Below are 26,134 nucleotides of genomic sequence, written 5' to 3' on the forward strand. Positions count from 1 at the left end.
GGTTATTCGTCTTAAATGGCCTTGTACTAATTCAATCATCATGACGAGGGGTTGGTAGAACCATAGTGGCTCTACCTTGTTATGAAACTTTATTGCCAATATGCCCTCGAAGCATCAAAAAAAGCTTTCCACTCTTGGCTATGTTTCGCCCTTTCTCTCGCGACATTGTCAATGTAATAACGCATCCGTTTGATATCATCTGCGTTATCTTTTAAAACCACACCAATAAGCTGGCGTGCAACTGCTCCTGCATTGAGTGTGCCATCACCTAAGTAATGGGCTTCAAGCGCACATGCATAAGCAATATTAACGGCTTCAGCTGTCGACATCACCGCGTCTGGCGTTTTAATGCTGCCCCCATCTTTGGTATTTCCTGAACGCAATTCTTGGAACGTGGTGACCAACAGCTCGATCACGTTGCTTGGGATGGTTACTTGGCCATTGAGGTCAGCTAACTCTGCGGTTAGTTGCTTATTGATCAGCTCAATTTCAAATGCGGGATCTTGGATAGGCCGTACCGTTTCAAAATTAAATCGACGTTTTAACGCTGATGACATTTCATGAACGCCACGATCACGCAAGTTTGCTGTACCAATTAAATTAAACCCTTGTTTCGCGCTGATCCGTGCATTGTCTTTCATTTCAGGGATCATCATTTGCTTTTCTGACATCAAGCTAACCAGCACATCTTGAATTTCAGGAGGACAGCGCGTGATCTCTTCAAAACGAACAATTTTCCCCTCTTGCATACCTTGGTATAACGGCGAGCTAACCAATGCTTTCTCTGTTGGGCCTTCAGCTAATAGCAATGCATAATTCCATGAATATTTAATATGATCTTCAGTTGTGCCCGCGGTTCCTTGAATGGTTAAACCTGAATCACCACTAATTGCAGCGGCTAATAACTCCGATAACATGGATTTTGCCGTCCCAGGCTCCCCGACTAACATTAACCCTTGTTTACCTAATAACGTCACAATTGCACGGTCAACTAAAGCATCATCACCAAAAAATTTTGCAGAAATATTGAGTGATTCATCACCTAAGATAAATTGCCTAACAGCACGAGGTGAGCGCAACCACCCTTGTGGTTTCGGGTTCTGTTTATCTGCTTCGGTTAAACGCGCCAATTCATCGGCAAAACGAATTTCTGCGCTTTCACGCAGAATATTCCCTTCTATTGTTTTACTTTTAGTCATTCTAAAATCCTACGTTAAACCCACTTACCAAGGTGTTTTCTTTTCCCACTCAGGATCAAAACCTGCACACGCATCCGCAACTTTTAAATAATCCGCATAGCTTTCAGCTAATAAAATAGGTGGGATATCTTTTAACTCGATATAGCTGCGGTTCCATGAGCTTTGTTGTGATTTTTCGAAGCTTAATGAAAACAAGACCGCTGGAATATTTTCCTCTGGCACATAGCTGCCACTAAATTCGATATAGACATAAAAACCTAAACTGGCAAAGTGTTTTGCATAATGGGTAAAACTCCCACCGTCTTCTGCTTGCCCGCGTTGATAACCCATTTTTGTCAAGACGCCACGCAAGGTATAGGTGTCGGTTAACCACCCTTTACGATCTTCAATTCCAGTTAATTTCAGATCCAGAGCAGGGATTTTATGTTCCATTTGTGAAAATAAAAATTTCACTTTGTAATCTTTAAAGTGCGTTATCCACGCTTTTCGCTCATCTTCACTGACCAATGCAGCATGGGCTAATTTGATGTAAGAGTCAGCAGATAACGTCACTTCGTCATCATCTAAATTTAATAAACTGCCATCATCCGATGGACGAAACACATTCAGGATATTGTTCTCTTTCGTTTCTATCCAAACTAATTTTTCGATAAGGCCACGCATCACCGGGTGCGCTTGGATATATTCCTGCCAATCTGCGGTTGTCCAAAGGCGCTCTGCGCACATCGCTTCATATAAACGAGCCGTTTGCAGTTCAATGACTTGCTTGAGTTCTTTTTTACTCGCAGTGAATAGCTTTTTAGATTCTTTAGCCAATTCTTCGTTATCGGTTTTACGTGCAGCGGGTAATGCTTTGATTTCTTTGCCTTCTGGATTAAATAAGACTAATTTTTGCTGTGCGTCCAGCTTCGCAGTAAACGTACGGTCACCATATTCAAGTGCCAAAATACCTGTTTCATCCATTCCGGCAGTCGGTATTGTTCTATCTGCAAGTTCATCCGCGCTCCAACCATTACGTTCAGCAATTTGAGCAACAAGTCCGCGCGCTTTTTCTTGAACTGACGCGGTACGATAACGGCGAGAAAGTGACAATAATAATTGAATAATCAGAGGGTCATTGCTTGTCGCCACCGCATCAATCATGGCTTCAATTTGTGCGCGACGTTGGTAATGATCACGCATATAGTTGCGCAATGTGGTTACGGCAAGGTGCCCTTCAATACCACAAATCAGCGCTAACATTCCTTTATCACTAATAGCGGAGCCTAAATAGCGGCGCAGAACTTCATTTTTTATCTCATTAAACGTCTGCTCTAAAGTATAGTTTTCATACTGACTATAATATTCAGGCCAGCGTTTCACCCAATCTTGATAATTAGCTAAGCGTTTTGGGGCATCACGTTCTGCTTCTGCCATTGCCATTTCTAATGACGGCCCAGCAATATCTTGCCCGATAAAACTATTTAAAATAAAACTACCTAATTTCTTTTGGCTATCTATCGAAAGTAAACCAATATAACGTTGAAGTAATCCATTACCCGCTGGCATTTTTAATTTAACGGCCAGAACCACCCACCAGCGAATAATATCGGCTTCTACGGGTTTATTATTTTGCCAAGTTAATGCCGGCAAAGAATCGAGATTAAACCATGCCATACTGGCAGGCGCTTTCGCTTTTAGCCCTTTTTGCGCTTCAGCTAATAACACTTTAGGCGCAAGATAACCTGAAATATCCTCACCAAATTGTTCCAGTGCAGTTAACAAGGCCGCCCGTACAACTTCCCGTTTTTCTTTCTTTAATAAGGCATAGAGTGGTTTTAATGACTCTGGATTTTTCAAACGAGCCAACCATTCAATTGCGGTGACACGAATTTCTTGTTTGCCTGAATCTAACCCTTCTGCCGCGTTGAGGTGAATATTTGGTAATGTCTCTAGTAATTTTTGTGCACTCAGGCGGTGGGTTTTATTTTCCCCAAGAGCCAACTCCATAATACGTGGAATAAAACGTGCTGGAATGGTCGGTAACATTGCAAGGACATCAATTCCACTCGCCGCATCATATTCTTGATAATAACGCTGCGTTTCTTGTTGAGGAATTAAACCTAATGCTTCTGCAATAAAATCTGGGTATTGAATGAAAAACGGCCAAACTTGTACTGGCTGGTTAAAAATTGCTAACCCATTAGCATATGAGCGTAAACAAAGGTCTGCAATCAACCGTGTTGCGTTTTTAAAATGACATTGTGTTAACGTTTTTTCTAGCTGACGCAATTCAATTTGCCCAAGAATTCGCGGTGGAACTTCCCGTGTAAGATGGTAATGGGATAAATGTTCCTCATTTGTTCGGTTATGGCTGATCAGACGTAATGCATGGAATAAGGTATATTCGGGCAAGTTAGTAATACGTTCTTTAAATTTCACCACGCTATATTCATGGTCAGTAATAATTTCCTTACCTGAATTCAGCTTATCAATCACCTTACAGCAGGCTTGCGCATTGAGTTTTTGGAATTCTTTATAATGTCGCTGTGCCCAATTGTAGCTGTGCTTCTGTTTTTTGTTTTCTTCAATTTCACTTTCTGCATTTTCCTTGGCTTTTTGCAGCATTTCATTGAAATTATTAACTAAGATATCTTTTGCACTTTCAGGCAGCGGTGTATCTTCTAATTCAATAAACTCAGGTAACTCAGTCTCTTCAACTTGGCTGGCGGTATCCATGACTGAAAATCTCGAAATTGCACTTTCAATACTTTTCAGTACGGTTTTATTGGTTTCCGTTGTCAATGCCGCTGCTAATATCTCTCTGTGTTCGCCTATACGGGCAAACAAATCTGCTGCTTGGGTACGCTGTTTTGGCGTACCTCCAGTTAAAATTTGAGTTAAGTGTTGCGTAACCGATTGTGCAGGTAAAATTGCCATTGTGGGTTCCGCGGCTGCACGCACGGTTTTTAACGAACTAGTAGCAAAAGAAACTAATACATCAGCAAAAAGCGTATAAAGCTCAACGTCTTTCTTCAGTGTGTTGATTAACTGAATTTGCCCTGCAGCAGATAAATTATTCACTAACGTCTGCTTAATAAATGCTTGTTCTGCGATTAAATACGCTTTGAATCCTGGAATGGCAAATAACCGATTTAAGTTATCATAATGGTAATCAGATAAATGATGACGATCGAAAATGATATATAAAATAGTGTTAGCCGGTTTATCTGTCTCTTGTTCGATGATTTCAGTTAGTAGGTCAAAATGCCAATGTTTACGGTGTTCTAACTTAGTATCCCGCGAATTATCATAGGTTTTTGCAAAGGCATCGCCCATTAAATAACTTACCCACGATGGTAATTCAGGTGTTAATACTTTGATGTTAATATCTTGGCACGCCGCCGCTAATACTTTTGCAAAACGGGCAATTTGCGATGAAGTAATCCCATCGCCCACTTTCGAATATAGTTTATGTCTTGCATTTGCCCCTTGGCGAATTAATTTATTATATTGGCTCGAATTAAAGCTATTTCCTCCCCACCACCAATCTACGGTACCGGGTTTATCGAGCAAAATAACCGCTTTTTCGTTATCCAATTGGCTTAATTGAACCAATACTTCTGGCGATTTTCCATCTAATACATACTCTAAAACGGTTTTAGGTAGTTCTTCATCTAAGACAGACAAAGGTAAAAGCGCTTCTTATAAATATTGTTCTGCAACGGGTGATTCTTTTTTCCCAAAAATTGAAAGAAGATTAAATGTGAACTTTGCCATCTGACATCCCTAAAAGTATTTATATAACAACTTCTTATCATTTTAATCATATCGTCACAATTTGATTATTCTTAATCGTTTTTAATTAAGATATATCATTTAACCCGTCTTGCGATTTTAAATTCTGCCTATAGGGATATAGCTATAGGTTTACTCTTTATAATTAAACTTTACCCAATAAATTATTTAATTAACTGCCTTATACCTATATTTTTCTTTTTATTATGTTGACGATAATTCTGATAACAGTTTATTGCTATTTACATCAAATTTATTCGCGAAGAAAACGTTGACTAAACACTAAATCTAATATTAGACTAAAAATCTAGTCAACGTATTTTGTGCATGGTGAGGCAGATATGAGTCAACTTATTGAATGTGTGAATGCACCGATACTCATTGCTCCAAAAGGGCATTATTCACACTGTGTTACTGCTAATGGATTGGTTTTTATCTCAGGGCAATTACCCGTTGATAAGTTAGGCAATGCGATGACTGACGTAGCATTCCAAGAGCAAGCCACGCTTGTGCTTGCTAATTTACAAGCATGCTTAGATGCTGTTAATTGTAGCAAAGCTCATTTGGTTCAAGTTCGAGTTTATATAACAGATATGGAAAATTGGCCGTTATTCAACCAGATTTATGCTAGTTGGATAGGCGATCACCGCCCAGCTCGTGCTGTCGCAGGCGTTGCTGAACTTCATTTTGGTGCAGCATTAGAAATTGAAGCGATTGCGATGTCTGCTTAATTACTTATTATTCATTGGGGTTATATCATGTCAGGATTAATATTACCGACTTATCAAGATGTAGACGCAGCAGCACAACGTATTGCGGGTTTTGCACATAAAACCCCTGTTCTCACCTCAACCACCGCAAATAAAGAATTTGGGGGCGAACTGTTTTTTAAATGTGAAAACTTTCAGCGTATGGGGGCGTTTAAATTTCGAGGAGCCTTTAATGCGTTGAGTTTGTTAAGCCCCGAGCAGAAAAAAGCGGGCGTTATTGCATTTTCTTCCGGTAACCATGCACAAGGTATCGCTTTAGCAGCGCAACTTTTGCATATTCCTGCCACTATTCTTATGCCCAATGACGCACCTGCGGTGAAAGTGGCTGCTACACAGGGTTACGGTGCCACCGTTATCCGCTTTGATCGCTATAAAGAAGACAGAGAAGTGCTTTGCCAACAACTCGCTACTCAACAAGAGTTAACGATTATTCCTCCTTATGACCACCCTGATATCATCGCTGGCCAAGGTACCGCAGCCAAAGAACTGATTGAAGAAGTGGGTGAATTGGATGCCCTATTTGTTTGCTTAGGTGGCGGAGGCCTACTTTCAGGGTGTGCCATTGCTACCAGAAAATTATCACCTAACTGCCAAATTTATGGGGTTGAGCCTTTAGCCGGCAATGATGCGCAACAATCATTTCATCGAGGGGAAATTGTGCACATTGATACGCCAAAAACCATCGCAGACGGTGCGCAAACCCAACATCTAGGTAACTACACCTTTGCTGTTATCAAAAACAAGGTTGATGATATTTTCACTGTAACCGACGAGCAACTTATTGACCGCATGAAATTTTATGCTGAACGCATGAAAATTATCGTTGAGCCGACAGGTTGCTTGTCCTATGCTGCTGCCCTTGCCCACAAAGAACAATTCCAAGGTAAGCGCGTGGGGGTCATTGTCAGCGGTGGTAATGTTGATATTCAGCACTTTGCACAATTAGTTTTATAAGTAATTAGTTTCATAATGAACACCGCCCTTCATCTATTAGCAATACTAAAAATAGGTTAAAATTAGGGATTAGCAATTGATGGATGAAGGGAAACAGCATGTCAGGTCAAAAAGATAATTCAATACTGGCTCAAGTTGAAATTATTGCGAAAGGTCTTAGTGAAACATTTGCCCCTTTTTGTGAAGTGGTGGTACACGACCTTAAAAATCCGGAACACTCGATCCTTTCTATTCATAATAACTTATCTGGTCGCCAAGTTGGTGAACCTACTACCGAACTCGGCCATGCAAGAATTGAATCTGCAGATTTTCCGAATATTATTGCTAATTATGCCAACCAATTTTCTGATGGGCGCCCAGTAAAAAGCACTTCGATTGGTATTAAAGATGAGTCAGGACAATACATTGCCGCATTGTGCTTAAATCTGGATATGACATTATTTAGAAGTATGCAAAGTATGTTATCGCAATTTATTGACGTGGGTAATAGCCCAATAAAAGAGCATATTGAGCCTAATGGTGCAGAAGCCATTCGCATGCGTATTGACCAATATGCAGCCACCTTAGCTGCGACACCACGCACATTGAAAGTAGACGAAAGAAAAAACTTAATTGAAGTGCTACGCAATGAAGGCCTGTTAGATATCAAAAAATCTATGGAAACAGTGGCTCAGCACTTAGGAATATCAAGAGCCTCGGTTTATTTGTATGCGAAAAAAGACAGTTAACGATTGGCTTTTTTTAATATCTGTTTAATGCTGATGGGGAAAAAATCATTTACATCCACGCCGACATTAATCGCTCGGGGCCCTAACACCGCTAAGCGCTTAAACTGCTCTGGGTCTTTCCCTGAATTATGAACATGGCCGTATAAATGAATTGCATCACGGAAGAAGCCTTGCCATTCTAATATTGGGTAATGGAATAACACTAATTTTTGTTTTTGATATTCCAACTCATAATAGCTTTTAACCCATTCAAACAACGATTGGTCAAATTCAGGGTCGTCCAAAAATTTATCATGATTGCCGCGGATCAAATATTTTTTCCCTGCTAAGCGACGTAATATTTTATTCGCATCCGCGCCATTCCCCTTGTATAAAAAATCACCGAGTATGTAGATCTCATCATGCTCAGTAACATACGCATTCCAGTTATGAATCAACGTATCATTCATGTGACTGATACTCTTGAACGGTCGGTCACATAGGTTAATAATATTTGAATGGCAAAAATGGGTATCTGAAATAAAGTAAATCATATAAAACCTAAAAATATATTAATAATAATTCTACTCAAGCAAACCATTTGCTTACTATTTATCATATCTCAATGATTTTTAATTGCTTTACGGAATTAGCTGAAAACAGACTTATTTAGCGTAATAATCACTCCCAAATTGCCCTTCCTTCCCAACACTCATCAATTAGCGCTAAAAACTCACGAACTTTAGGGGGTAAATAACGTTTTGTCGGGTATAGCGCACAAATAGGTGACTCAGGCAGGGAAAACTCGGTTAGCACTGGCACTAATCGGCCTTTTTTGATTTCCTCACTCACTAAAAATGCACCTAACTGGCACACTCCCTGTCCTTCTATAGCTGCGGCGAGAATAGCCTCGGTGTCATTTAATACTAAACGCCCTTGAGCTGGATAATTTTGCAAATGCCCATTAATTTTATACTTCCACGACACATTATATCCTCGGTGCCTAAACACCAGCATACTGTGATACTGTAAAGCTTGCGGGTTTACTGGTTCACCGCGCTGCTGGAGATATTCAGGGGATGCGCACGTGATTAACCGATGTGGGGCTAAGACTTTACGGACTAAACGGTTATCATCCATTCCGCCAATACGGATCGCAATATCAAAACCATCGCGCACAATATCACAATAGTCATCATTAAAATCTACATCCACCTCAACCTGTTCCCATTGTGCTAGATAGCGTTGAACGAGAGGTAAAATGAAACGTTTTCCAAATACCACAGGTACCGTTATCCTTAATAACCCTTTTGGTTGCTGCTGACCTTGGCTTAATATATTTTCAACTTTTTCAATCTCTTGCAATATGTTAATGGCAGATTCATACACCACTTGACCTTCATCACTTAAATGAATACTTCGCGTCGTTCGATGTAATAAGCGAGTTTGTAGACGATGTTCTAGTCGCCCAATACATTTCCCAATCGCTGAACGCGATAGCGCTAGCCGTTCGGCCGATTTCGTGAAACTCAGTGTTTCAACAACATCCACAAAGACTTTTAAATCAAGTAGGTTATCCATCACTAGAGAAGCTGAATTAGACACGATTTATCCCCAATATTTCTACATTTGATATATTTATCTCCTATCATGTCCCCTATATGCTATTTCAACAAGTTTATTTTTAGTTAGGTAGAATATGTTTTCACAATGCATTAAACATTCAAATAGCATCAGCACACTTCGTTCATGGGGAGCAATACTGACCTTAACTCTCGCCACATTTATCGTTGTGACCACCGAAATGTTACCCGTCGGCCTATTAACCCCTATTGCCAATCAATTTTCTATTTCTATCGGTTTGAGCGGGTTACTTATGACTTTGCCCGCTGTTGTGGCCGCAATTTGCTCACCATTGGTCATTTTATTTACCGAACAAATTGATCGTAAAAAATTGCTGATTTTGGGTGCGCTACTGCTCGTTGTATGTAACTTGCTTGCGGCAATCACGTCTCATTTTACATTGCTATTAATTAGCCGCTTATTTATTGGTTTGTGTATTGGCATTATATGGGCGATCGCAGGTGGAATAGCACCGCGTTTAGTGGCATCAGCACATGTTAATTTAGCAACATCAATGATTTTTGGTGGAGTGGCTGCTGCCTCGGTAGTGGGGATTCCATTAGGCGTTTTTATGGGTGAATGGTGGGATTGGCGCAGCGCATTTTTCTTAATGAGTGCCTTATCATGTATTTTATTATTGTTAATGGTAGTTCTTTTACCCTCTTTACCGACGGTCACACCACCTTCAGCTAACGCTTTTATTGCACAATTAAAACGCCCAACAATATTGCTTGGGTTAGCCATTACCTTACTCTTGGTATCAGGGCATTTTATGGTGTTTACCTATATTAGACCGCTATTAGTCACTAATATTCATGCAACAGGTGAACAACTTAGCATTATGCTATTCTTTTATGGTATTGCGGGCATTTTTGGTAATTTTATCTTTGGCTTAACTGCGGGGAAAAAGCTTAATTTATCCTTGTTTATTATTATAACAATCATTATTGCTTGCTTATTTTTGCTTGCTATTTTACCCCTGACAACATTAATTGGCGGCCTAACTATTATAGCTTGGGGAATGGCTTATGGTGGTGTCTCCGTCACATTGATGACATGGATGATTACGCACAGTCTTCAACATATTGAAATTACGGGCTCACTGTATATTGCTTTTTTTAATGCAGGCATTGCTTTGGGTTCTGCTTTAGGCAGCATGGTTGTCTTCTTATATGGGTTATCTACTAACCTCATCATCGCAGTTCTATTACTCACAACGGCGCTACTGGCACTCGCTATTTATCACCTTAAAACACATTAATCTGACATTCTTCATCAATAAAATGATTACCATGATAAACTTCGATTATATCATAGGTAATCATTGCCATTTTTTATGGCTCGTAATTGCAACGAAACTACGGCATATAAATAGCACTATTAATGAAGATACCGGAAGAAAAATGACCAAAACCAATTCAGTTCCACTTTTTTATGATTCATTTGGTACACCAGATAACCCGACTATAGTCCTCATTCCTGGCTTAGGTGGCCATAACATTAGTTGGACGTCAGACTTTTGTCAGGAAATTGCAGATGCTGGTTTTTACCTGTTACGTATAGATAACCGAGATGCGGGTTTATCTCATCATATCAATGAGTTCCCACCTATTGATTTAGGGGTATTGATTGAAAAAATGCAACAAGGTGAGCCTTTCGCTGTTCCTTATACCTTATTCGATATGGCTGAAGATATTATCCATCTCTTAAATACGTTATCTATTGATAAAGCCCACTTTATTGGTCGTTCCATGGGCGGAATGATTGCCCAAATAGCGGCAGCGAAATTTCCTGAACGTACATTATCTCTTTGTGCAATCATGTCATCGACTGGGAACCCGACTTTGCCACAAAGTGCTCCCGATGTTATGCAAATGCTGATGAGCCCAAGTGCTAACCCAAAAGAAGATTTAGAAGGATATTTGTCAGGACAGCTTGCGTTTTATCGCCGGATCAGCTCAACGTTTGGCCCATTTGATGAAAATTATTATCGTGAATATATACTGCAATCACTCGCACGCAATCATTCACCAGAAGGCACTAAACGCCAAATTGTGGCTGTTGCCGTCACCGGAGATTTGCGTTCTTATATACAGCACATTAATGTACCCACATTAGTTATTCATGGTTCAATCGACCCGCTCTTCCCATTAGCCGCAGGGCAAGATATTGCTAACAATATTCCGAATGCAAAATTGGAAGTTATTGAAGGTATGGGCCATGAAACGCCACCAATGATTAATCCACAAATCGCTAAACTGATAATTAATCATTTAAATTAATAAATTCGCGTACTAAGGCTCTGAAAATGAGCCTTAGTTACTATTATAACCACCCTTGTTTCTTATGCTGCGCACAAATTGGGCAAATATGGGTATTTTCTTCCCAAGAAGAAAAAGGTAAATGGCAGGTATTACACTGCGCATCATAATAATGGAAAATTTTTGGTACGCTATTTTTGGCTGTATATGCTTGTACATGGATAGATTTAGGAAAACAAACGACTTGGCAACTCATACAACCAGTACAACGTTTTTCATCTATCAAAAATTGGTTATTTTCAATTTCTATCGCATGCTCATCACACATCTTGGCACAAGCACCACAAAGAATGCATTTTTCTGTGTCTAATTCGACCTTAAACCAGCTATCTTCAGGGTAAAATTGTTTTCTTGCATTTAATCCTGTTTTCACCTGGCCCTTATCTAACGGCTTTGAATCCAATTTTTGACGAAATAGCATCATCCGACGACCGCTATCGACTTGTTCAGGCTGAACAATACGTAATTGCCAAATAGGTTCTTGTAATATTTTGAGTTTTAAATTTAATGCCGCAATCGTTGGCAACCATTTATCAACCCAGGGTTCAGCAATTTGCATACCACGAATGCCATATTGCCGGTGCCAAACAATCAGTTCGTCCGCATTCGCAATGGGTTCGTCATGTTTTACTATCAGAAACTCCCCTTGATAGCTGCGTTCGTGAGGTTTGATATTTTCAATAGCATCGACAGGGCAAGCAAATAAACAATTACCACATTGAAAACACAATTCATTATTAATTTCTGCATCCATATGGCTAAATGACACGGCGCCAACAGGGCAGCTGATGGCACAATTATCACAGATGCTATTTTTCAGGCGTTTTCTTACGCACTGACCGTTAATTATGGGTTCAGGAGGCAGCTCTAAACTAATAAAACGTCTCATTGCTCTACACTCTCCCGTTACAACAAAAATAACTTATTTAAAAATTGTTATATTTAATAGTTAATAGTTAAATTCTAGCATTAATTTTCACACTATTTTAGTACAACACTCTGTAGATAAAGATGATTTGGGCTAAATAATTACTTAAAAACCACAAAAATCTCTGTATTTTGGAGCCTTGTGGTTTACGCCTCCTTTCTAACTTGCTTTTTTCATATAATTATCAACAAGGTTGGTGGGCTCCCAATTCTTCTGTAAATATTCAATATCCTGAATACCAATACAGTTTTCTTCGTCTTGTAGGCATAGTGTCGCTAACGTTTCCACTAAATGATTTAATTTTTGTTGGGTGGAATGCTCATTTTGCCCCTCTAAAGACTGCACATGAACTACAGTGGGAGCTATCGTATTCGGATACTGAAATATTTTCACACTACGTCCCTGATCTGAAGTATAAGTATATCGAGTTGCATTACTTCGGTGGTCAGGTTCCTCTCGAATAACGTCCTTATTAAAATTAATTAGGTAAATCGTGTTTTCACCGCCAAGGCTATACAACGAATTCCAGCCTACAATTTCGCCATTGATAATAAAACTATTTTTTCCGCTAGCATCTGTTAACAACCCATTTGAACCATTAGAAATGAAGACATCATTCCCTTCACCACCATATAAATTGGTATCACATATTGATGCATAAAGAACATTATTTCCGTAAATACCATCTGGAATTGAAATGGCTCCAGTTACCGCTTGCGCTTTAAATACCCGCCCGACCCCACTTCTATCCCAAACTTTTTGTTCTGGTCCTTTTGTTCGAATAAACAAGCGCCTAAATGGCGTATTTTCACTAATATGTATATTTTTTGTCTTTGTATCAATAATTGATGAAAAGCTTAACTCGTTAGAAAAATTTTTAAACTCATCCATAGGGTGCCAAATCTGTTCTGGCGTTAATTCTTTTTTATATTGACGCTGTTCAGCAAGGTAGCGAACTAAATGTGCCATTCCATCATTATGAATATGAGCGGGCATATGGGAGGGTAACCGCTGATGATGACAGACTTGATTATTGCTATTTTCATTATTTTTGGGCATTTTTACTTTGACTGTACGCAAATTAGATTGCGATGTATAAATATGATAAGTCTCTTCCCATTCGTCTATGACCTCATACTGTGTTTTAAAATTAAATAAATGAATATTATTAAATCCCACTTGATCTAATATTTCTGTATTACCGCCCCCTTTACTTCCATCAATTAAATAGTGGTCATCTCCTCCTTGTCCATCAAGTTTGTCATTACCCAAGTCAGATAGAATTAAATCACTATTTTCACCACCATATACATAATCATCACCGTTACCTCCATACAAAACATTCCCTCCTCCATTTGAAATAATAATATCATTACCTTCCCCTGAATTTATGATATTCCCTATCATGCTGTTGTCATCAATTAGGTCATCACCATTGTTTGTATCTAAAATAGGATAACGGAAATTATATCCCTTAGGGATTTTTATGTAATCATTATTTACTGTTGGTAATTCCAAAAATTCAATTGGTTCAATGTTATAAGAATCCTGCCCCATTTTTATCCTAAATAAATTTCCATGACCGTCTTTAATATGAATTTCTTTACTTATTTGGTATGATAAATTAATGAAGCTAATTTCAATTTTTTCATTACTGAATTTATCATATAAAAATATTGATTTTCCCAATGCCTTTATATCAAACCCATTCTCATAAGGTAATAAAATGGTCATATCAAACTCATTTTCCATTTCTGGTTTAATATTTGAAAAGTCAAAAATGATTTTACCTTGAAAAATCTGATCTGGGTTAACTTGATAAACATCTCTTCCTTTAGTAACTGTAATATAACTGTTTCTACTGACCATTAAAAGGTGGCCATCGTTATTCTCTCCTTTATACTCTAACTTACTCGCTAACCCATGAAATTTAAAATCCCCCCATAAAGGTTGATCATATATTTCATTATCAACTGAAATTGTTTTTTCACTCTCATCAATACTCATTGTAGAGCTAGCGCCACCCTGATAAGTAATATTGAAAATATTTTCACTTATAATGTGTGAAGCACTTAAATCCAAATTATTTAGCTTAGTATTTAATACAAATCCGTCCCTTGTATATAATTGATACCTGTGAAATATTCCCCTACCATTACTATCGATTCTATACGTGTTTTTTAAAGTAACATTCAGTGTTAAAATTTTCGTTTCTGGCTCTTCCAATTTCATTTCAATAGTTAATATGAGATCATTACCCGAAATACTGGCCCCCTTTATTTCGCTTAACATATACCCTAAATTCACTCGACTTTGACCTTGTATTTTTTCAATAATTACAGCTGATAATTCTAATAAATCATCATTTAATTCATCTTGATTATTGCGCCAGTCAACACGACGTAGAAAATAGTTATCATCGCCTTCTCCACCATTGACTATCCCTGATTCAAATATTAAATGGTCATCCCCCTCCATACCTTGAATAAATGCAATCATTGCCCCTGCATCTAATGTGTTGGATTCTTTATTACCTAATAATTCTGTTGTCGTAGAGCTATCTCCAATTAGCATCACATCATTAACATTGTGCAAATGAATCTTCTTAACTTTATGATTAATGAAGGCCACCTCTGACGTTTCCTTGTTCAAATCGATATCTATTTTACTGTTGGATGGAAAGTCTTTAATGATTATACTATTATTCCCTCCATTACCATCAAAATAAATTTCGTTAATTTCTTCAATGTTATTATCAAATAATAATGATAAATTTGTAATATCATCTTTTTCGCCGCCTACTAGAAATTTACTCCCTGCATTGATGTTAAATAAATTTTTTGAATTTTTTTTCCCAACGATAACATCTATTCCATTCCCTGGGTTAAAACTAATGTTTTTTTGTTTGGCTTCATTTTCATATCGGTAACCAATATTTTGCATACCTTCATAAATAACCCTAGGATTTTCACTTAATAATTCCCTTGCAATATCAATAGGCTGGTTTAAAAACTCTTCTCCTAGTCTATTCACTCTAATATCATTATTTATATCAGGATGGATCGTATTGGTATAATTATTTCTAGCCTGAAATAGCCGTAGCTCTGATGCTGATAAGGAACTTAGTTGTGTAGCAACTGACTGTTTTTTCTTTATGTTATAAGAAGTAGTTAGCTCGTTTTTATGTAAAAATTGTTTTAGTAATAAACTATCATATTCAGGATTAAGCACAAGAATGTCATTGGCAACCTCCTCGCCAATATTCTTATACGCGATAGGAGGCGTTTTATTCACCAGTCTAAAACGATAATTAAAATTCAGTTCATTGACTCTCTGTGTTTGAAAGCTTTTTATCCAACGATTATCTTGAGAATCATAATGATAATTTTCCCGAATAAAATTAATTTGTTCGATGGTATAGTAAGGCCCTATTTCATCACTATCAATATGACTAAGAGGTCCACGGCTATCCACATCCACAAACTCTACACTACTAATTATTTTTGAGTTATTTCTATAATAAATATAATGTTTGATATGTTCAACAAGGATCGGTTTACCAACCAATTGCAAGTGTTCATCGAAACCCTGATATAAAAATGACGACTTGAACATATCTAAATCTTGTTGCCAATTTATATTTTTGAAGTGTGCTAAATGCTGTTTATAACTAAATCGATTTAATATGTTGTCTGAAGGAGGGAAACCAAGTGCAGCACGAATACCTTCTCTGGCTTTTTCATCCCAGCATAGAGATTCACCGAGCTCATCTTCAATTTTTTCTACTGCGCGAATACCTGTATATACCATCCCTCCAATTAATAAGGAACCCGCAACAATTAAACCAACGACAGGTATTACCGATGAGCCAATGATTATACCAATTATAGTTACACCACCCACAATAATGTTAGCAATTGACAAAGAACCATTCACAATTAAGTCTTGGCGCTCTTTATCATTTGTAACCCTGTCTAGTTGTTCAAATGCTTCACAAGCTTGATAAATATCTAATCCCATTCCAATTAAATTAAATATAATTGTAATACGAGCTGTAATTTTTGATGATACATTAAATGACCCGTATTGCTTGTAAGCCAGCTTAAGTAAAATGGGCTGCAAGACCATATCCCCATAATTAAAAAATGCATTTGCACAGGCCAAATCAAGGTATTTCTGTATCTCCCTTTTTTCTTGCTCTGATAGAGCAGGATTATCTAATTCATCAATCAACTGGTAAACAGAGTTGATCGTTAAAAATATCCCTGTCGAACCGATTCCTTGTCCGAAATAATTAACTATTTTGGCATAGGCTGGTAATTTCATGCCGATGCGCCGTAAATCCCCCACTGCTTTATCTACACCTGCTTGATTATCAAGTTGTGATCCCTGAATAATTTGCAATTGTTCATGTAGTACTGCCCGTGGTTGGATCTCTGAGTTAACATCAATGCGTCGTGTTATTTGGTCATTTTGCAAACTCTTATTAAGCATTTTAATGAGATTAGTATCTTTTAGATCCTCAGTTAAAAAGGTTAGTTGGAAGGCTAATTTATCAGGGTTAAATTTAACATCCCCCTCCCAGTTAAGTACCTGAATATGCTTAAAATCTAGTGGCTCACCATTTATTGTTGCCCCAATATCTCTAAGTTTATTTAATGATGTTACCTGCTCGCCAAAAGTAACTTCCGTATCATCAATCACTGATATTGCTGATGACTTAAAAAAAATATCTAGCTCACTCATTATGCTTTGCCGCATCCTGAGGTATGCTTCACTCTCTGTATTTATGATTTGCACTTCACCAAACAAGGCTTCGCCTACTTTGTGCTTAAATCCCGCAATATTTCCTCTGGTTGATACTGAGCCATCCTCTTGCGTTATTTCTTGGTTAATATAATCATTAAAAACATTAGATAAGTGTTTCTTTGCCTGATTAAATTCTGAATGGCCAATAACAAGTTCGACACCTGTCGTATCAGATAAAGTCAAAAAATACTTATCATTACGTGAATAGCTTGTAATTGTATATATTTCCTTATCACTTTGAAAAGTGATAATCTGATTATTTTCCATATTATCAAATAATAATATGTGAGATTGCTCGTTAATTTCATTAGAAACAGCTCCTAATAAATCAAGATTCGATTGATATATTTCATCAAATCTATTGAGCACTTCTTGCTCTTTATTGGTAATATTACTTAATTCTTTTTTCCGTGTTAGCTTGGTTAAAACCTCAAACTTTTCATTAAGTTGCAAAATTTGTTCGTCAGTTAAATTGCTATACTGTAAAAAACGTAAAAAGCAGATATTCTCAAATGAATGTATTTCAACTGGCAATTTATTTATTGTAACATTGAACCCCATTTTATATGATAACTGAGATAATGCTGCATAATTCGATTTTCGTTTTTCATGTAAATCTAAAGTTAATCTAAATTCTTTTTTTAATGACTTTTCGTTTCCAAATGGAGTTTTAATATCTATATAGAGGATTAAAAAATCATCAATATATTGATTATATTTTCTTAATTTCATTGGATCTTGGACTAGTTTTAAAACTTCTGCATGATTAAAGCCTTGCCCACTAGGGAATAGCTCACTCAAACGTTTTATAGACTGCTTACCTAAGTAGTTTATTTTTTCAGGTTGGAGGCTCAAAAACTCCAAAATATTTTTTACTTCAATAGCTTGCTGTTTAATCCTAGTGGTGTCATCATCAATAAATATTGAATTCCACATATGAGAGAAATCATTTTCATTCTCAGCGTCACAAATTTTATTAATTTTTTTACTGATAATGGGGTCATATGCTGCAATATTTATTTTGTTCTTATCGACACTTCCATCTTGGAATGTAAAATACCCTTTTAAATAAAGATGTTTATTAATATCAATATGCTCTGCTAGTAAATTACCTATACTAATATCTTCAAGTAATGCTTTTATTTTATGTCTTGGTTCAAAATTATTTTCAAAAAAAACTTTAGTATATATCCCATTTGTTTTTAGCTTACTCGTTAACTCCTCGCCAAAAATCACCTTTTCTTCTTTTGTCAAAAGTGCCTTTTTATCGGTTAAATATAGAATAATATTTTCTGGCATTTTAAAACCATATCTTGTTTTTAACACATTTAATGAGTTTGCATAGTTTTGAATAAAACCAGGTTCAGAATGAATATTGTCTATTAATATCCACTGTTGTTTAGTTACTTTTAGTAAATGCTCTATGTCGCCATACTCTGAGAAAAATTCCATTGTATTCGGGTTTAATTGAAACAATAATGTGCTATTAGGGAGCTCATTAACGAGATCTTCAGCATATTTTTTGCCTACAACGCCTCTTCCTGAGCGAATAATAATTTTGACAGTATCGTTGATTTTTTGCGGATTAGCATTCACATTGATTTTATTAATCATTAACCATAATGGTGTTTCTAATATTCCAACATTTTCATATTCACGAATTAGTTCACTTCTAAAATCACTATTAAATTGAGTATCTTTCGCATTTAACTTCTGTTTAAAAATAGCGTATGCATCATGATTAAAAGCCACTTTTTTAATCAAATCAATATCGATTTTATACTCATTATTTGGATCCCTAAAAATATCCATAGCAGTAGAATGCTCATCTTTGATTAATTGCCAAACTTCTAACTCACCACTTCTTAGCTCATCGATAAAATATAAACTGGCATGCTTTCCATTAATATAGCTCTGTTGGTTAATTTGGTTAATATTAATTTCCAACCGCCAATTTTTAGTAGACTGTTTTTCCCCTGCTAAATTATATGGCCAAGTTATTTTTTTACTGTCACTCGTGATACCGATAGGTCGATTATAACCTACTACTGGAAGGTATATTCCATACTTAGCTAATTCGACACTTGCCCTAAAAACAAAGTTTTCATTTACCCCCCCGCGTCCTAATTGGCAGCCTGCCAAAACAATCTTATTAGGTGGATATGCCTTCAGTACATCATTTTTAAGATACTTCAAACCTGTAATAAGTTGGTAAGCTTGGTACCCTTCAAGGTGGCTTTGCTGGTTACGTCCAGTATATTGACCATGGCCAATAACCGCCCAACGTATTTTCCCTTTAACTTGAGTTTGTAAATCACCATGTAGTACTTTCCACTGTTCATTTTTAATATCAAACTGTATAACAAGTGAATTACTAGGAAATTTTGCTAATAATCTCCCCGTTGATTTAGCTGCTGAGTCATCACCTCCTATTTGGATTAAAACATGATAATTATATGTCGAGTCACTTGTAGGCCGACTCATTAAATGATGAAAAATTGTAAGCCTTGTGAATTCATCTATAGGATTAAACCAGTTAGATATATTTTTAAGTTCGGAGGACTGCTCCCCTACTAATGGCCTGCCATCTATATGTTCTGTTAAAAATATAAAATCATCATCTTTATTAATTATTTCATCATTAGTTTTCTTATCATTTATATTTATCATCTAAATTTTCTTTCCTTGTCAAATTAAAACCCATCTTCAACTTAACAAGATTGCCACATCAGTAAAATATATAAAAAAACAATTAAGATTAACTACAACTAACAACGCTCAAGATAATTTCTCTATTAAAATATAAGCCATCAAATCGATATGATACACAATCATTTTAATGATTATATTATGTTTACTTGTAATTATATTATATGCATGTAATTATTTGGATTCATTTCTACTTTCTGCGAAGGCCATATATGAACAATTTCGAATTTTATAACCCCACTCGTATCATGTTTGGTGAAGGTAAAATCAGTGAACTTGACCGAGTTATCCCTAAAAATGCTAAGGTTCTTATTTTATTTGGCGGTGAAAGTGCAAGAAAAACAGGAACCTTAAATGAAGTTGAGCAAGCTTTAGGATCTCGAACATTCGATCATTTTGGTGGAATTGAGGCTAATCCTCGTTATGAAACCTTGATAAAAGCGGTCGATAAAATTGAAAAGGAAGGCTTTGACTACTTGCTGGCTGTTGGTGGCGGTTCGGTCATTGATGGCGTTAAATTTGTTGCGGCAGCGGTAAATTATCCAGGTGATAAGTGGGAAGTGGTCACCAATAGAGGCACTACCATAAATACTGCGCTACCGTTTGGAACTGTATTAACATTACCTGCTACAGGTTCTGAAATGAACAAAGGTTCTGTGATTACTCGTGAAGAACTACACTCTAAACTTGCATTTATGAGTGACCACGTATTTCCTCAGTTCTCTATTCTTGACCCAGTCAAAACCTATACCTTACCGGCTCGTCAAATCAGTAATGGTGTCGTTGACGCTTTTGTTCATGTGATTGAACAATATTTGACTTATCCAGTAAATGCCTATGTACAAGATGCATTTGCAGAAGGTTTATTGAAGACATTAATCGAAATTGGACCTAAAGCGCTAGAGACTCCGAAAGATTATGATATTCGGGCTAATTTAATGTGGACAGCCACATTGGCTTTAAACGGTTTAATCGGTGTTGGTGTTCCACAAGACTGGTCTACCCATATGTTAGGTCACGAAATTACTGTGTTGTATGGTTTGGATCATGCACAAACACTCGCGATTGTTCTACCGTCCATGCTGACAGAAAAATTAGCCCAAAAACAGGCCAAATTAGTGCAATATGCCGAACGAGTTTGGGGAATTACGTCAGGTACAGAACAAGAGAAAGCACTCAAATCCATTGAGTTAACTCGAGAGTTCTTTGAAAAAATGAAAGTGGGTACTCGTTTCAGTGACTACCAGCTGAATCAAGATGTTATTGAGCCCTTAGTCAATAGTTTGGCTGCACATGGTATGGTGAAATTAGGTGAGCACCAAGATATTAATTTAGATATTAGCCGCCGAGTATATACTGCCGCTTTATAATGTTTTCTTCTTTCGAAAAGGTGCAAAATTGCACCTTTGAGATTATTGACAAAGCGGGATAAAAGCGTGGTTTTTCCCGCTTTGTGTTATCAGCCGAAAATCAATAATTTGATTTTCCTCGTTTATTTTCAAAACCTATTGGACTTGCCGCCAAGCATAATATGTTTGGCGGCAAGTCTGAAAGGTGCAAATTTGCACCTTTTTCTATTTTAACGTCAAGATTCCTTCGCCTTATAACTCACTTTAAATTCTTGGTGATTACAACAGCATATAACATTTAATTATCAAGATTGTATTTCATATTACCAGATTTTTAATTGAGAATGGTACATTAGCATCAGCAAAATATTGTTTTCAATTTTGAGCATTAATCACCATATCTCACCGCAGTAAATTTAGGTATTTTATAGCTTACAGAACGTCTGAAACAAATCTATAACAACAATTAATGAGTTAGGTTGTGTGCCATGTTATCTAAATTTAATATATCAAACAGTGCATTACTTGCATCGTCACTGCTCTTAACTATTGGGCGTGGTGCGACATTGCCCTTCATGGCTATTTACCTGACCCGTGAATATAAAATGGCTATTGATATTGTTGGTGTTGCAATGTCAATGGCTATGGTAGTCGGTGTTTTATTTAGCATGGGTTTTGGCATGCTAGCTGACCGCGTAGACAAAAAACGCTGTATGTTATTTGCTGTTATCGCCTTTATTTGTGGGTTTATTGCAATACCTATCGTTAATAATGCAATTTTAGTTATTATTTTCTTTTCACTAATAAATTGCTCTTATTCCGTATTCTCTACGGTACTAAAAGCGTATTTCGCAGATACCCTCACCGTTGCATTAAAAGCAAAAATATTTTCCTTAAACTATACCTTTATTAATATAGGCTGGACCGTTGGACCACCAATTGGTACTTGGTTATTAATGTATAGTATTAACTTGCCATTCTATTTAGCCGCAATTTCTGCCGCTTTTCCGATATTTTTTATACAAAGGTTTGTACAGAGCATAAAGCCGACACCATTAGGAGAAGGCCAAGTCCGTAAATGGAACCCTGTCGCTATGCTACGAGACCAAGTGCTAGCTTGGTTTATTTTATCAACGTTTTTAGGCTCATTAGTTTTCGGTACTTTTACGACTTGGATATCCCAGTACGCCATTACTGTAGCGGACAGTGATTTCGCTCAAGTGGTTATTGGTGTTATTTTGCCTGTGAATGCGATTGTCGTGGTGACGTTGCAATATACCGTCGGAAAACGCATCACCCCAGATAATTTAAGAAAATTAATGACATTAGGCAGTCTATTTTTTATTTTAGGGTTGGCAACCTTTATGTATGCCCATGAAAATTTATACCTTTGGGCTCTTGGTGCCTTTATTTTCACTCTGGGTGAATTAATTTATGCCCCTGGTGAATATATGCTGATTGATAGTATTGCACCAGACGGAATGAAGGCTAGTTACTTTTCGGCCCAATCTTTAGGGCTGCTTGGTGGTGCATTTAATCCGATGTTAACAGGGGTTGTATTAACAGAACTTCCACCCTATTTTATTTTTATTATTCTTATGTTTATTACATTTTTAGCTTGGCTATCCATGTTAAATGGAATGCGTCTAAGAAAGAAACAACTATTAGTTGCCCAATAGCACTCTTTTCTCCACTGAAAAACCATTTTCGGTGGAGAAAAATAAGCAATCTACTATCTTTTTATTCTCTGTCTTTTCTCTGTCTTGTCGGGAAAACTAAAAAAATAGCGGAGCTCAAGAATATAACAATCATGATCATAGAAATCACAAGGTGACCTTTCGAAAAAAATAAAGAAAATACGGGTAGTGCAGATAATAAAACCAAGTTGTTCACACTCTCGGATATCGACAAGACAAAACCTTTATTCTCTGCACTTTGCCTTGCTAACATTGAGGTACTTATGGGAGATGCTAATCCCAACATCCCCCCAAGAATAGTTAAGCATAAGCCATGACCAATTAACGAAAGCCACCCACTAAGAAATAACATAATCGCAGCCATGATTATTAAAATAATAACAATGAGTTTTGTATTATTTGACGTCTTAATCCTCTCTATTCTTGCAACCAAACCATTGCCACATAATAATCCGACCCCGAATAATCCCATTAGACTGCCAACTTCAACGCTTTCTAAGTGTGATCTTTGCCTTAATATTTCACCCGCAAGCAGAAACATACAGACTGACACCCCATTCCATAGACCTTTCGCTAATATAAGTCGAACAATACCTTTTTGTTTAATCGCTATGAAAGATAATTTTTTACTGGTTACTTTTTGTGAACGAGGTAGCGTAAATATCCCTATGATGAATACCACTAAGCACCCTACCGCGGTATAAATAAATGGCGCGTACCACGCAAAATACTGAACTAATGCCCCAGCGATGATAGGCCCGGTAATAATACCGACAGTCATTCCCATCATAATGTTTCCCATTGCTGCAGCTTGCTTACTTTCGCTCATCACATCAGCAATAAGGGCAAAGATAACCGGAACAAGTGCGGCAGATGCTAATCCACCAAATCCTCTTAAAACTAGTGCAATCAATAAATTAGGCGCAAAAATAATAACCAAGCTATCAAGTGATAATAACAAAAGAGCCATGAGTACAATTTTTCGTTTATCAATTCGATCTGATAAGAAACCTATAATAGGCGCTGCCAAGGTATAGGCCAATGCATAAGCTGATATCAACCAAGCAATTTGGTCGGGCTGAACATGAAAAACATTTGCTAACGGCGATAAAATCGCCGATAACATGAATTCTGCGGTACCCACAAGGTATACCGCTACTGCGGATAAAAGCAGCAGGTAATGAGTAGATATCATAATATTCTCGTTTTGATATACATCGAATTTCCAATCATTGTTTATGATTGGTACTTTTAAAATTTGAATTTTAAAAAAGTAGTTGAGGTAAGTTTTTTGGTAGCGAGCCACTAGGGCGCAGTCAAGCTGACTACTGGAAATGTTGAGATATTAATTGGGATAGCATACTGAAAGTATGAGGCTGAAGAGATGCCTATTAAATCTTAAATATTAATTAAATTCAAGTAATACCGACTAAGTTAAATATATATTAACTATCATTTAATCATCTTAAATTCAGAAGAGTTAATTCTCACACTTATTTTATTATATCTTTATTTTGATACGTGAAATCTCCTATAAAAAGGGACTAATTCCTACAACTAATCGATGATTTGCCTCTTCCATATCAAAAAAAACTCACATTAACTATTTTATAATGCTCAAACAATAACAAGATGGGTGCTTCCATGTTTGGTTATTAAATTAATTGAAAAGAACAGTTTATTTAATAATTACATTAAAGCATGTTTAGGCTAACGGAAGGTGTATAAACATGAATATCACTGCTCGGCTGAAATTCGTTTCATTTCTTCAATTTTTTATCTGGGGCTCATGGCTGGTTACTTTTGCGTCTTACCTCTTCAATACCTTGCATTTCAAAGGTGGTGAAATTGGCCTGATTTTTAGTACATTAGGCATCTCAGCTTTATGTTCACCGATTATTATCGGATTTATTGCAGATAAAATTAATAACCGAAAACTGGTGTATATTGCTTCACATATTATTTCTGCTGTATTTTTGATCGCAATGACGCATAGTGACTCAATAACCTTGCTATTTATTATGACATTAGTTCACCTAATGTTTTATATGCCAACTATTTCCGTTTGTAATAGCATTGTTTTTGAGATGTTGAGCGCAAAAAAACTCGATTCGGATGTTTATTTTCCCAAAATACGCGTTTACGGCACCGTAGGTTTTATTGTTGCTATGTGGACAATTAGCTTATTAAAATTGGAAATGAGTTTTTATCAATTATATGTAGGTGCGATCGCATCCGTGGTCCTCAGTATCTTTTCTATTTTCTTTATTTCAACACAGGCCTGTAAAATTGAGAAAAAAGAACAGAAATCTAGCTTTAGTTGCCAAAATATTATTTTACTCTTTAAAAAGGGGCGAGTTGCAGTATTCTTGTTTTTTGCCATGCTATTAGGTTCTGTCTTACAAATTACCAATACCTTTGGCGTTCCCTTTTTACAAGATATGGCATTAATGCCTGAAGCTAGAGGCTCGGTTTTTTCTGAATACCCCACTATCTTTTTATCGATATCGCAATTTTCAGAAATTGTCTTTATTTTACTCTTGCCGCTGTTACTCACAAAATTCAAAATTGAAACCATCTTATTTATGAGTATGATTGCATGGATTTTACGACTAGGCTTATTTGCTTATGGTGATTTCACTGCGATTGGTACATTGGCATTATTTTTATCCATGGTTGTATACGGCTGTGCATTTGATTTCTTTAATATCGCAGGAGCACTATTTTTGGAAAAAGAAATTGCGCCCGAATTTCGTTCAACAGCACAAGGCGTATTCACCACATTAGTCAATGGATTTGGTACGTTTTTAGGGGCGGTATTATGTGGTTGGGTTATCGAGCTTAATACCGTCAATGGTATAGTAGATTGGAAAACCTTCTGGATGATTTTTACAGGTTACACGGCCAGTTTTACACTTCTCTATGTGATTTACTTATTCTATTCTAAAAATAGTCAACCGAAACCCACCATTCAATGACTATTATTCCCCTTATTCATGACTCATATCTACTGAATAAGGGGTTTTATATTATTTTAAGCTTGTGACTTTTAATGCTTCCCCTAATATTTTAATTGCATTGCGTCGCCTTGCGATTAATGGAAGCGCATAGTTTATTCGCAAATGATTAAGGAAACATCCGCCGGTCGAGAAATGTTCCCCTGTTAAAACGGTGACTTTATTACGATGTAGAATATCGAGTAATTTACGACTATCAACCGGTAGATGTTCAACCCACAATGAAAATCCTCCTTGTGGCCGCGAAATACGAGTATTAGCAGGAAAATGGGTT

Annotated in this window: 16 protein-coding genes; 8 read left to right on the forward strand and 8 right to left on the reverse strand. The window is 36.8% G+C overall.

Annotated features, from left to right (window positions below; genetic code table 11):
* Positions 1-89: 89 nt before the first annotated feature.
* Entirely contained in the window at positions 90-1,199 is a 1,110-nt protein-coding gene (locus FVA69_RS10915; RefSeq protein ID WP_115167236.1) for an ATP-binding protein, read from the reverse strand.
* 24 nt (positions 1,200-1,223) lie between these two features.
* Positions 1,224-4,868, reverse strand: a complete 3,645-nt coding sequence (locus FVA69_RS10920) for a DUF4132 domain-containing protein (protein WP_238789225.1) — start codon at positions 4,866-4,868, stop codon at positions 1,224-1,226.
* Positions 4,869-5,317: 449 nt separating this feature from the next.
* Here FVA69_RS10920 and FVA69_RS10925 point away from each other — a divergent pair, with 449 nt between their 5' ends.
* The 3 genes from FVA69_RS10925 (at position 5,318) to FVA69_RS10935 (ending at position 7,428) form a co-directional block, all read left to right on the forward strand.
* Complete coding sequence (locus FVA69_RS10925) at positions 5,318-5,707, forward strand: RidA family protein (RefSeq protein WP_109912231.1); 390 nt, start codon at positions 5,318-5,320, stop codon at positions 5,705-5,707.
* A gap of 27 nt (positions 5,708-5,734) precedes the next feature.
* Positions 5,735-6,700 (forward strand): threo-3-hydroxy-L-aspartate ammonia-lyase, encoded by a 966-nt coding sequence (locus tag FVA69_RS10930; protein WP_004910908.1) that lies wholly within the window; start codon positions 5,735-5,737, stop codon positions 6,698-6,700.
* A gap of 98 nt (positions 6,701-6,798) precedes the next feature.
* A complete protein-coding gene (locus FVA69_RS10935; RefSeq protein ID WP_164528829.1) occupies positions 6,799-7,428 on the forward strand; it encodes a helix-turn-helix transcriptional regulator in 630 nt (209 codons plus the stop codon).
* On the opposite strand, the gene FVA69_RS10940 is transcribed toward FVA69_RS10935, so the two are convergent.
* Together FVA69_RS10940 and FVA69_RS10945 are read right to left on the reverse strand one after the other, a co-directional pair.
* Positions 7,425-7,961, reverse strand: a complete 537-nt coding sequence (locus FVA69_RS10940; protein ID WP_109912229.1) for a metallophosphoesterase family protein — start codon at positions 7,959-7,961, stop codon at positions 7,425-7,427. The two genes, FVA69_RS10935 and FVA69_RS10940, sit on opposite strands and share 4 nt — an antisense overlap.
* Positions 7,962-8,088: 127 nt before the next feature.
* Positions 8,089-9,012 carry a LysR family transcriptional regulator gene (locus tag FVA69_RS10945; protein ID WP_238789227.1) on the reverse strand — a complete coding sequence of 308 codons (924 nt, stop codon included), beginning with the start codon at positions 9,010-9,012 and terminating at the stop codon, positions 8,089-8,091.
* A gap of 94 nt (positions 9,013-9,106) precedes the next feature.
* On the opposite strand from FVA69_RS10945, the gene FVA69_RS10950 reads away from it, so the two are divergent.
* The gene (locus tag FVA69_RS10950; protein ID WP_164528830.1) at positions 9,107-10,291 is read left to right on the forward strand and encodes an MFS transporter; all 1,185 of its coding nucleotides are present in this window, start codon (positions 9,107-9,109) and stop codon (positions 10,289-10,291) included.
* A 142-nt stretch (positions 10,292-10,433) separates the two neighbouring features.
* On the forward strand, positions 10,434-11,312 hold the full coding sequence (locus FVA69_RS10955; RefSeq protein ID WP_109912226.1) for an alpha/beta fold hydrolase: 879 nt from the start codon (positions 10,434-10,436) through the stop codon (positions 11,310-11,312).
* Positions 11,313-11,355: 43 nt separating this feature from the next.
* Here FVA69_RS10955 and FVA69_RS10960 read toward each other — a convergent pair whose 3' ends face one another.
* A complete protein-coding gene (locus FVA69_RS10960; protein ID WP_109912225.1) occupies positions 11,356-12,240 on the reverse strand; it encodes a DUF362 domain-containing protein in 885 nt (294 codons plus the stop codon).
* A gap of 198 nt (positions 12,241-12,438) precedes the next feature.
* Entirely contained in the window at positions 12,439-19,758 is a 7,320-nt protein-coding gene (locus FVA69_RS10965) for a C80 family cysteine peptidase (RefSeq protein WP_164528831.1), read from the reverse strand.
* A 251-nt stretch (positions 19,759-20,009) separates the two neighbouring features.
* Here FVA69_RS10965 and FVA69_RS10970 point away from each other — a divergent pair, with 251 nt between their 5' ends.
* Together FVA69_RS10970 and ydeE are read left to right on the forward strand one after the other, a co-directional pair.
* Positions 20,010-21,167 carry an iron-containing alcohol dehydrogenase gene (locus FVA69_RS10970; RefSeq protein ID WP_164528832.1) on the forward strand — a complete coding sequence of 386 codons (1,158 nt, stop codon included), beginning with the start codon at positions 20,010-20,012 and terminating at the stop codon, positions 21,165-21,167.
* A gap of 467 nt (positions 21,168-21,634) precedes the next feature.
* Positions 21,635-22,825 carry an efflux MFS transporter YdeE gene (ydeE, locus tag FVA69_RS10975; protein WP_164528833.1) on the forward strand — a complete coding sequence of 397 codons (1,191 nt, stop codon included), beginning with the start codon at positions 21,635-21,637 and terminating at the stop codon, positions 22,823-22,825.
* Positions 22,826-22,886: 61 nt separating this feature from the next.
* Here the strand turns inward: ydeE and FVA69_RS10980 are convergent, their stop codons facing one another.
* On the reverse strand, positions 22,887-24,038 hold the full coding sequence (locus FVA69_RS10980; RefSeq protein WP_109912222.1) for an MFS transporter: 1,152 nt from the start codon (positions 24,036-24,038) through the stop codon (positions 22,887-22,889).
* A gap of 535 nt (positions 24,039-24,573) precedes the next feature.
* Here FVA69_RS10980 and FVA69_RS10985 point away from each other — a divergent pair.
* Positions 24,574-25,821 carry an MFS transporter gene (locus FVA69_RS10985; protein WP_164528834.1) on the forward strand — a complete coding sequence of 416 codons (1,248 nt, stop codon included), beginning with the start codon at positions 24,574-24,576 and terminating at the stop codon, positions 25,819-25,821.
* 51 nt (positions 25,822-25,872) lie between these two features.
* Here the strand turns inward: FVA69_RS10985 and FVA69_RS10990 are convergent, their stop codons facing one another.
* Complete coding sequence (locus FVA69_RS10990) at positions 25,873-26,082, reverse strand: hypothetical protein (RefSeq protein WP_004910885.1); 210 nt, start codon at positions 26,080-26,082, stop codon at positions 25,873-25,875.
* Positions 26,083-26,134 lie beyond the last annotated feature (52 nt).

This window comes from Providencia sp. PROV004 (assembly GCF_011045615.1).
Classification (GTDB): Bacteria; Pseudomonadota; Gammaproteobacteria; order Enterobacterales; family Enterobacteriaceae; genus Providencia; species Providencia rettgeri.

Coding starts and splice junctions, on each gene's coding strand:
- FVA69_RS10915 (WP_115167236.1), bottom strand. CDS start 1,199: ATGACTAAAAGTAAAACAATAGAAGGGAATATTCTGCGTGAAAGCGCA.
- FVA69_RS10925 (WP_109912231.1), top strand. CDS start 5,318: ATGAGTCAACTTATTGAATGTGTGAATGCACCGATACTCATTGCTCCA.
- FVA69_RS10930 (WP_004910908.1), top strand. CDS start 5,735: ATGTCAGGATTAATATTACCGACTTATCAAGATGTAGACGCAGCAGCA.
- FVA69_RS10935 (WP_164528829.1), top strand. CDS start 6,799: ATGTCAGGTCAAAAAGATAATTCAATACTGGCTCAAGTTGAAATTATT.
- FVA69_RS10940 (WP_109912229.1), bottom strand. CDS start 7,961: ATGATTTACTTTATTTCAGATACCCATTTTTGCCATTCAAATATTATT.
- FVA69_RS10950 (WP_164528830.1), top strand. CDS start 9,107: ATGTTTTCACAATGCATTAAACATTCAAATAGCATCAGCACACTTCGT.
- FVA69_RS10955 (WP_109912226.1), top strand. CDS start 10,434: ATGACCAAAACCAATTCAGTTCCACTTTTTTATGATTCATTTGGTACA.
- FVA69_RS10960 (WP_109912225.1), bottom strand. CDS start 12,240: ATGAGACGTTTTATTAGTTTAGAGCTGCCTCCTGAACCCATAATTAAC.
- FVA69_RS10965 (WP_164528831.1), bottom strand. CDS start 19,758: ATGATAAATATAAATGATAAGAAAACTAATGATGAAATAATTAATAAA.
- FVA69_RS10970 (WP_164528832.1), top strand. CDS start 20,010: ATGAACAATTTCGAATTTTATAACCCCACTCGTATCATGTTTGGTGAA.
- ydeE (WP_164528833.1), top strand. CDS start 21,635: ATGTTATCTAAATTTAATATATCAAACAGTGCATTACTTGCATCGTCA.
- FVA69_RS10980 (WP_109912222.1), bottom strand. CDS start 24,038: ATGATATCTACTCATTACCTGCTGCTTTTATCCGCAGTAGCGGTATAC.
- FVA69_RS10985 (WP_164528834.1), top strand. CDS start 24,574: ATGAATATCACTGCTCGGCTGAAATTCGTTTCATTTCTTCAATTTTTT.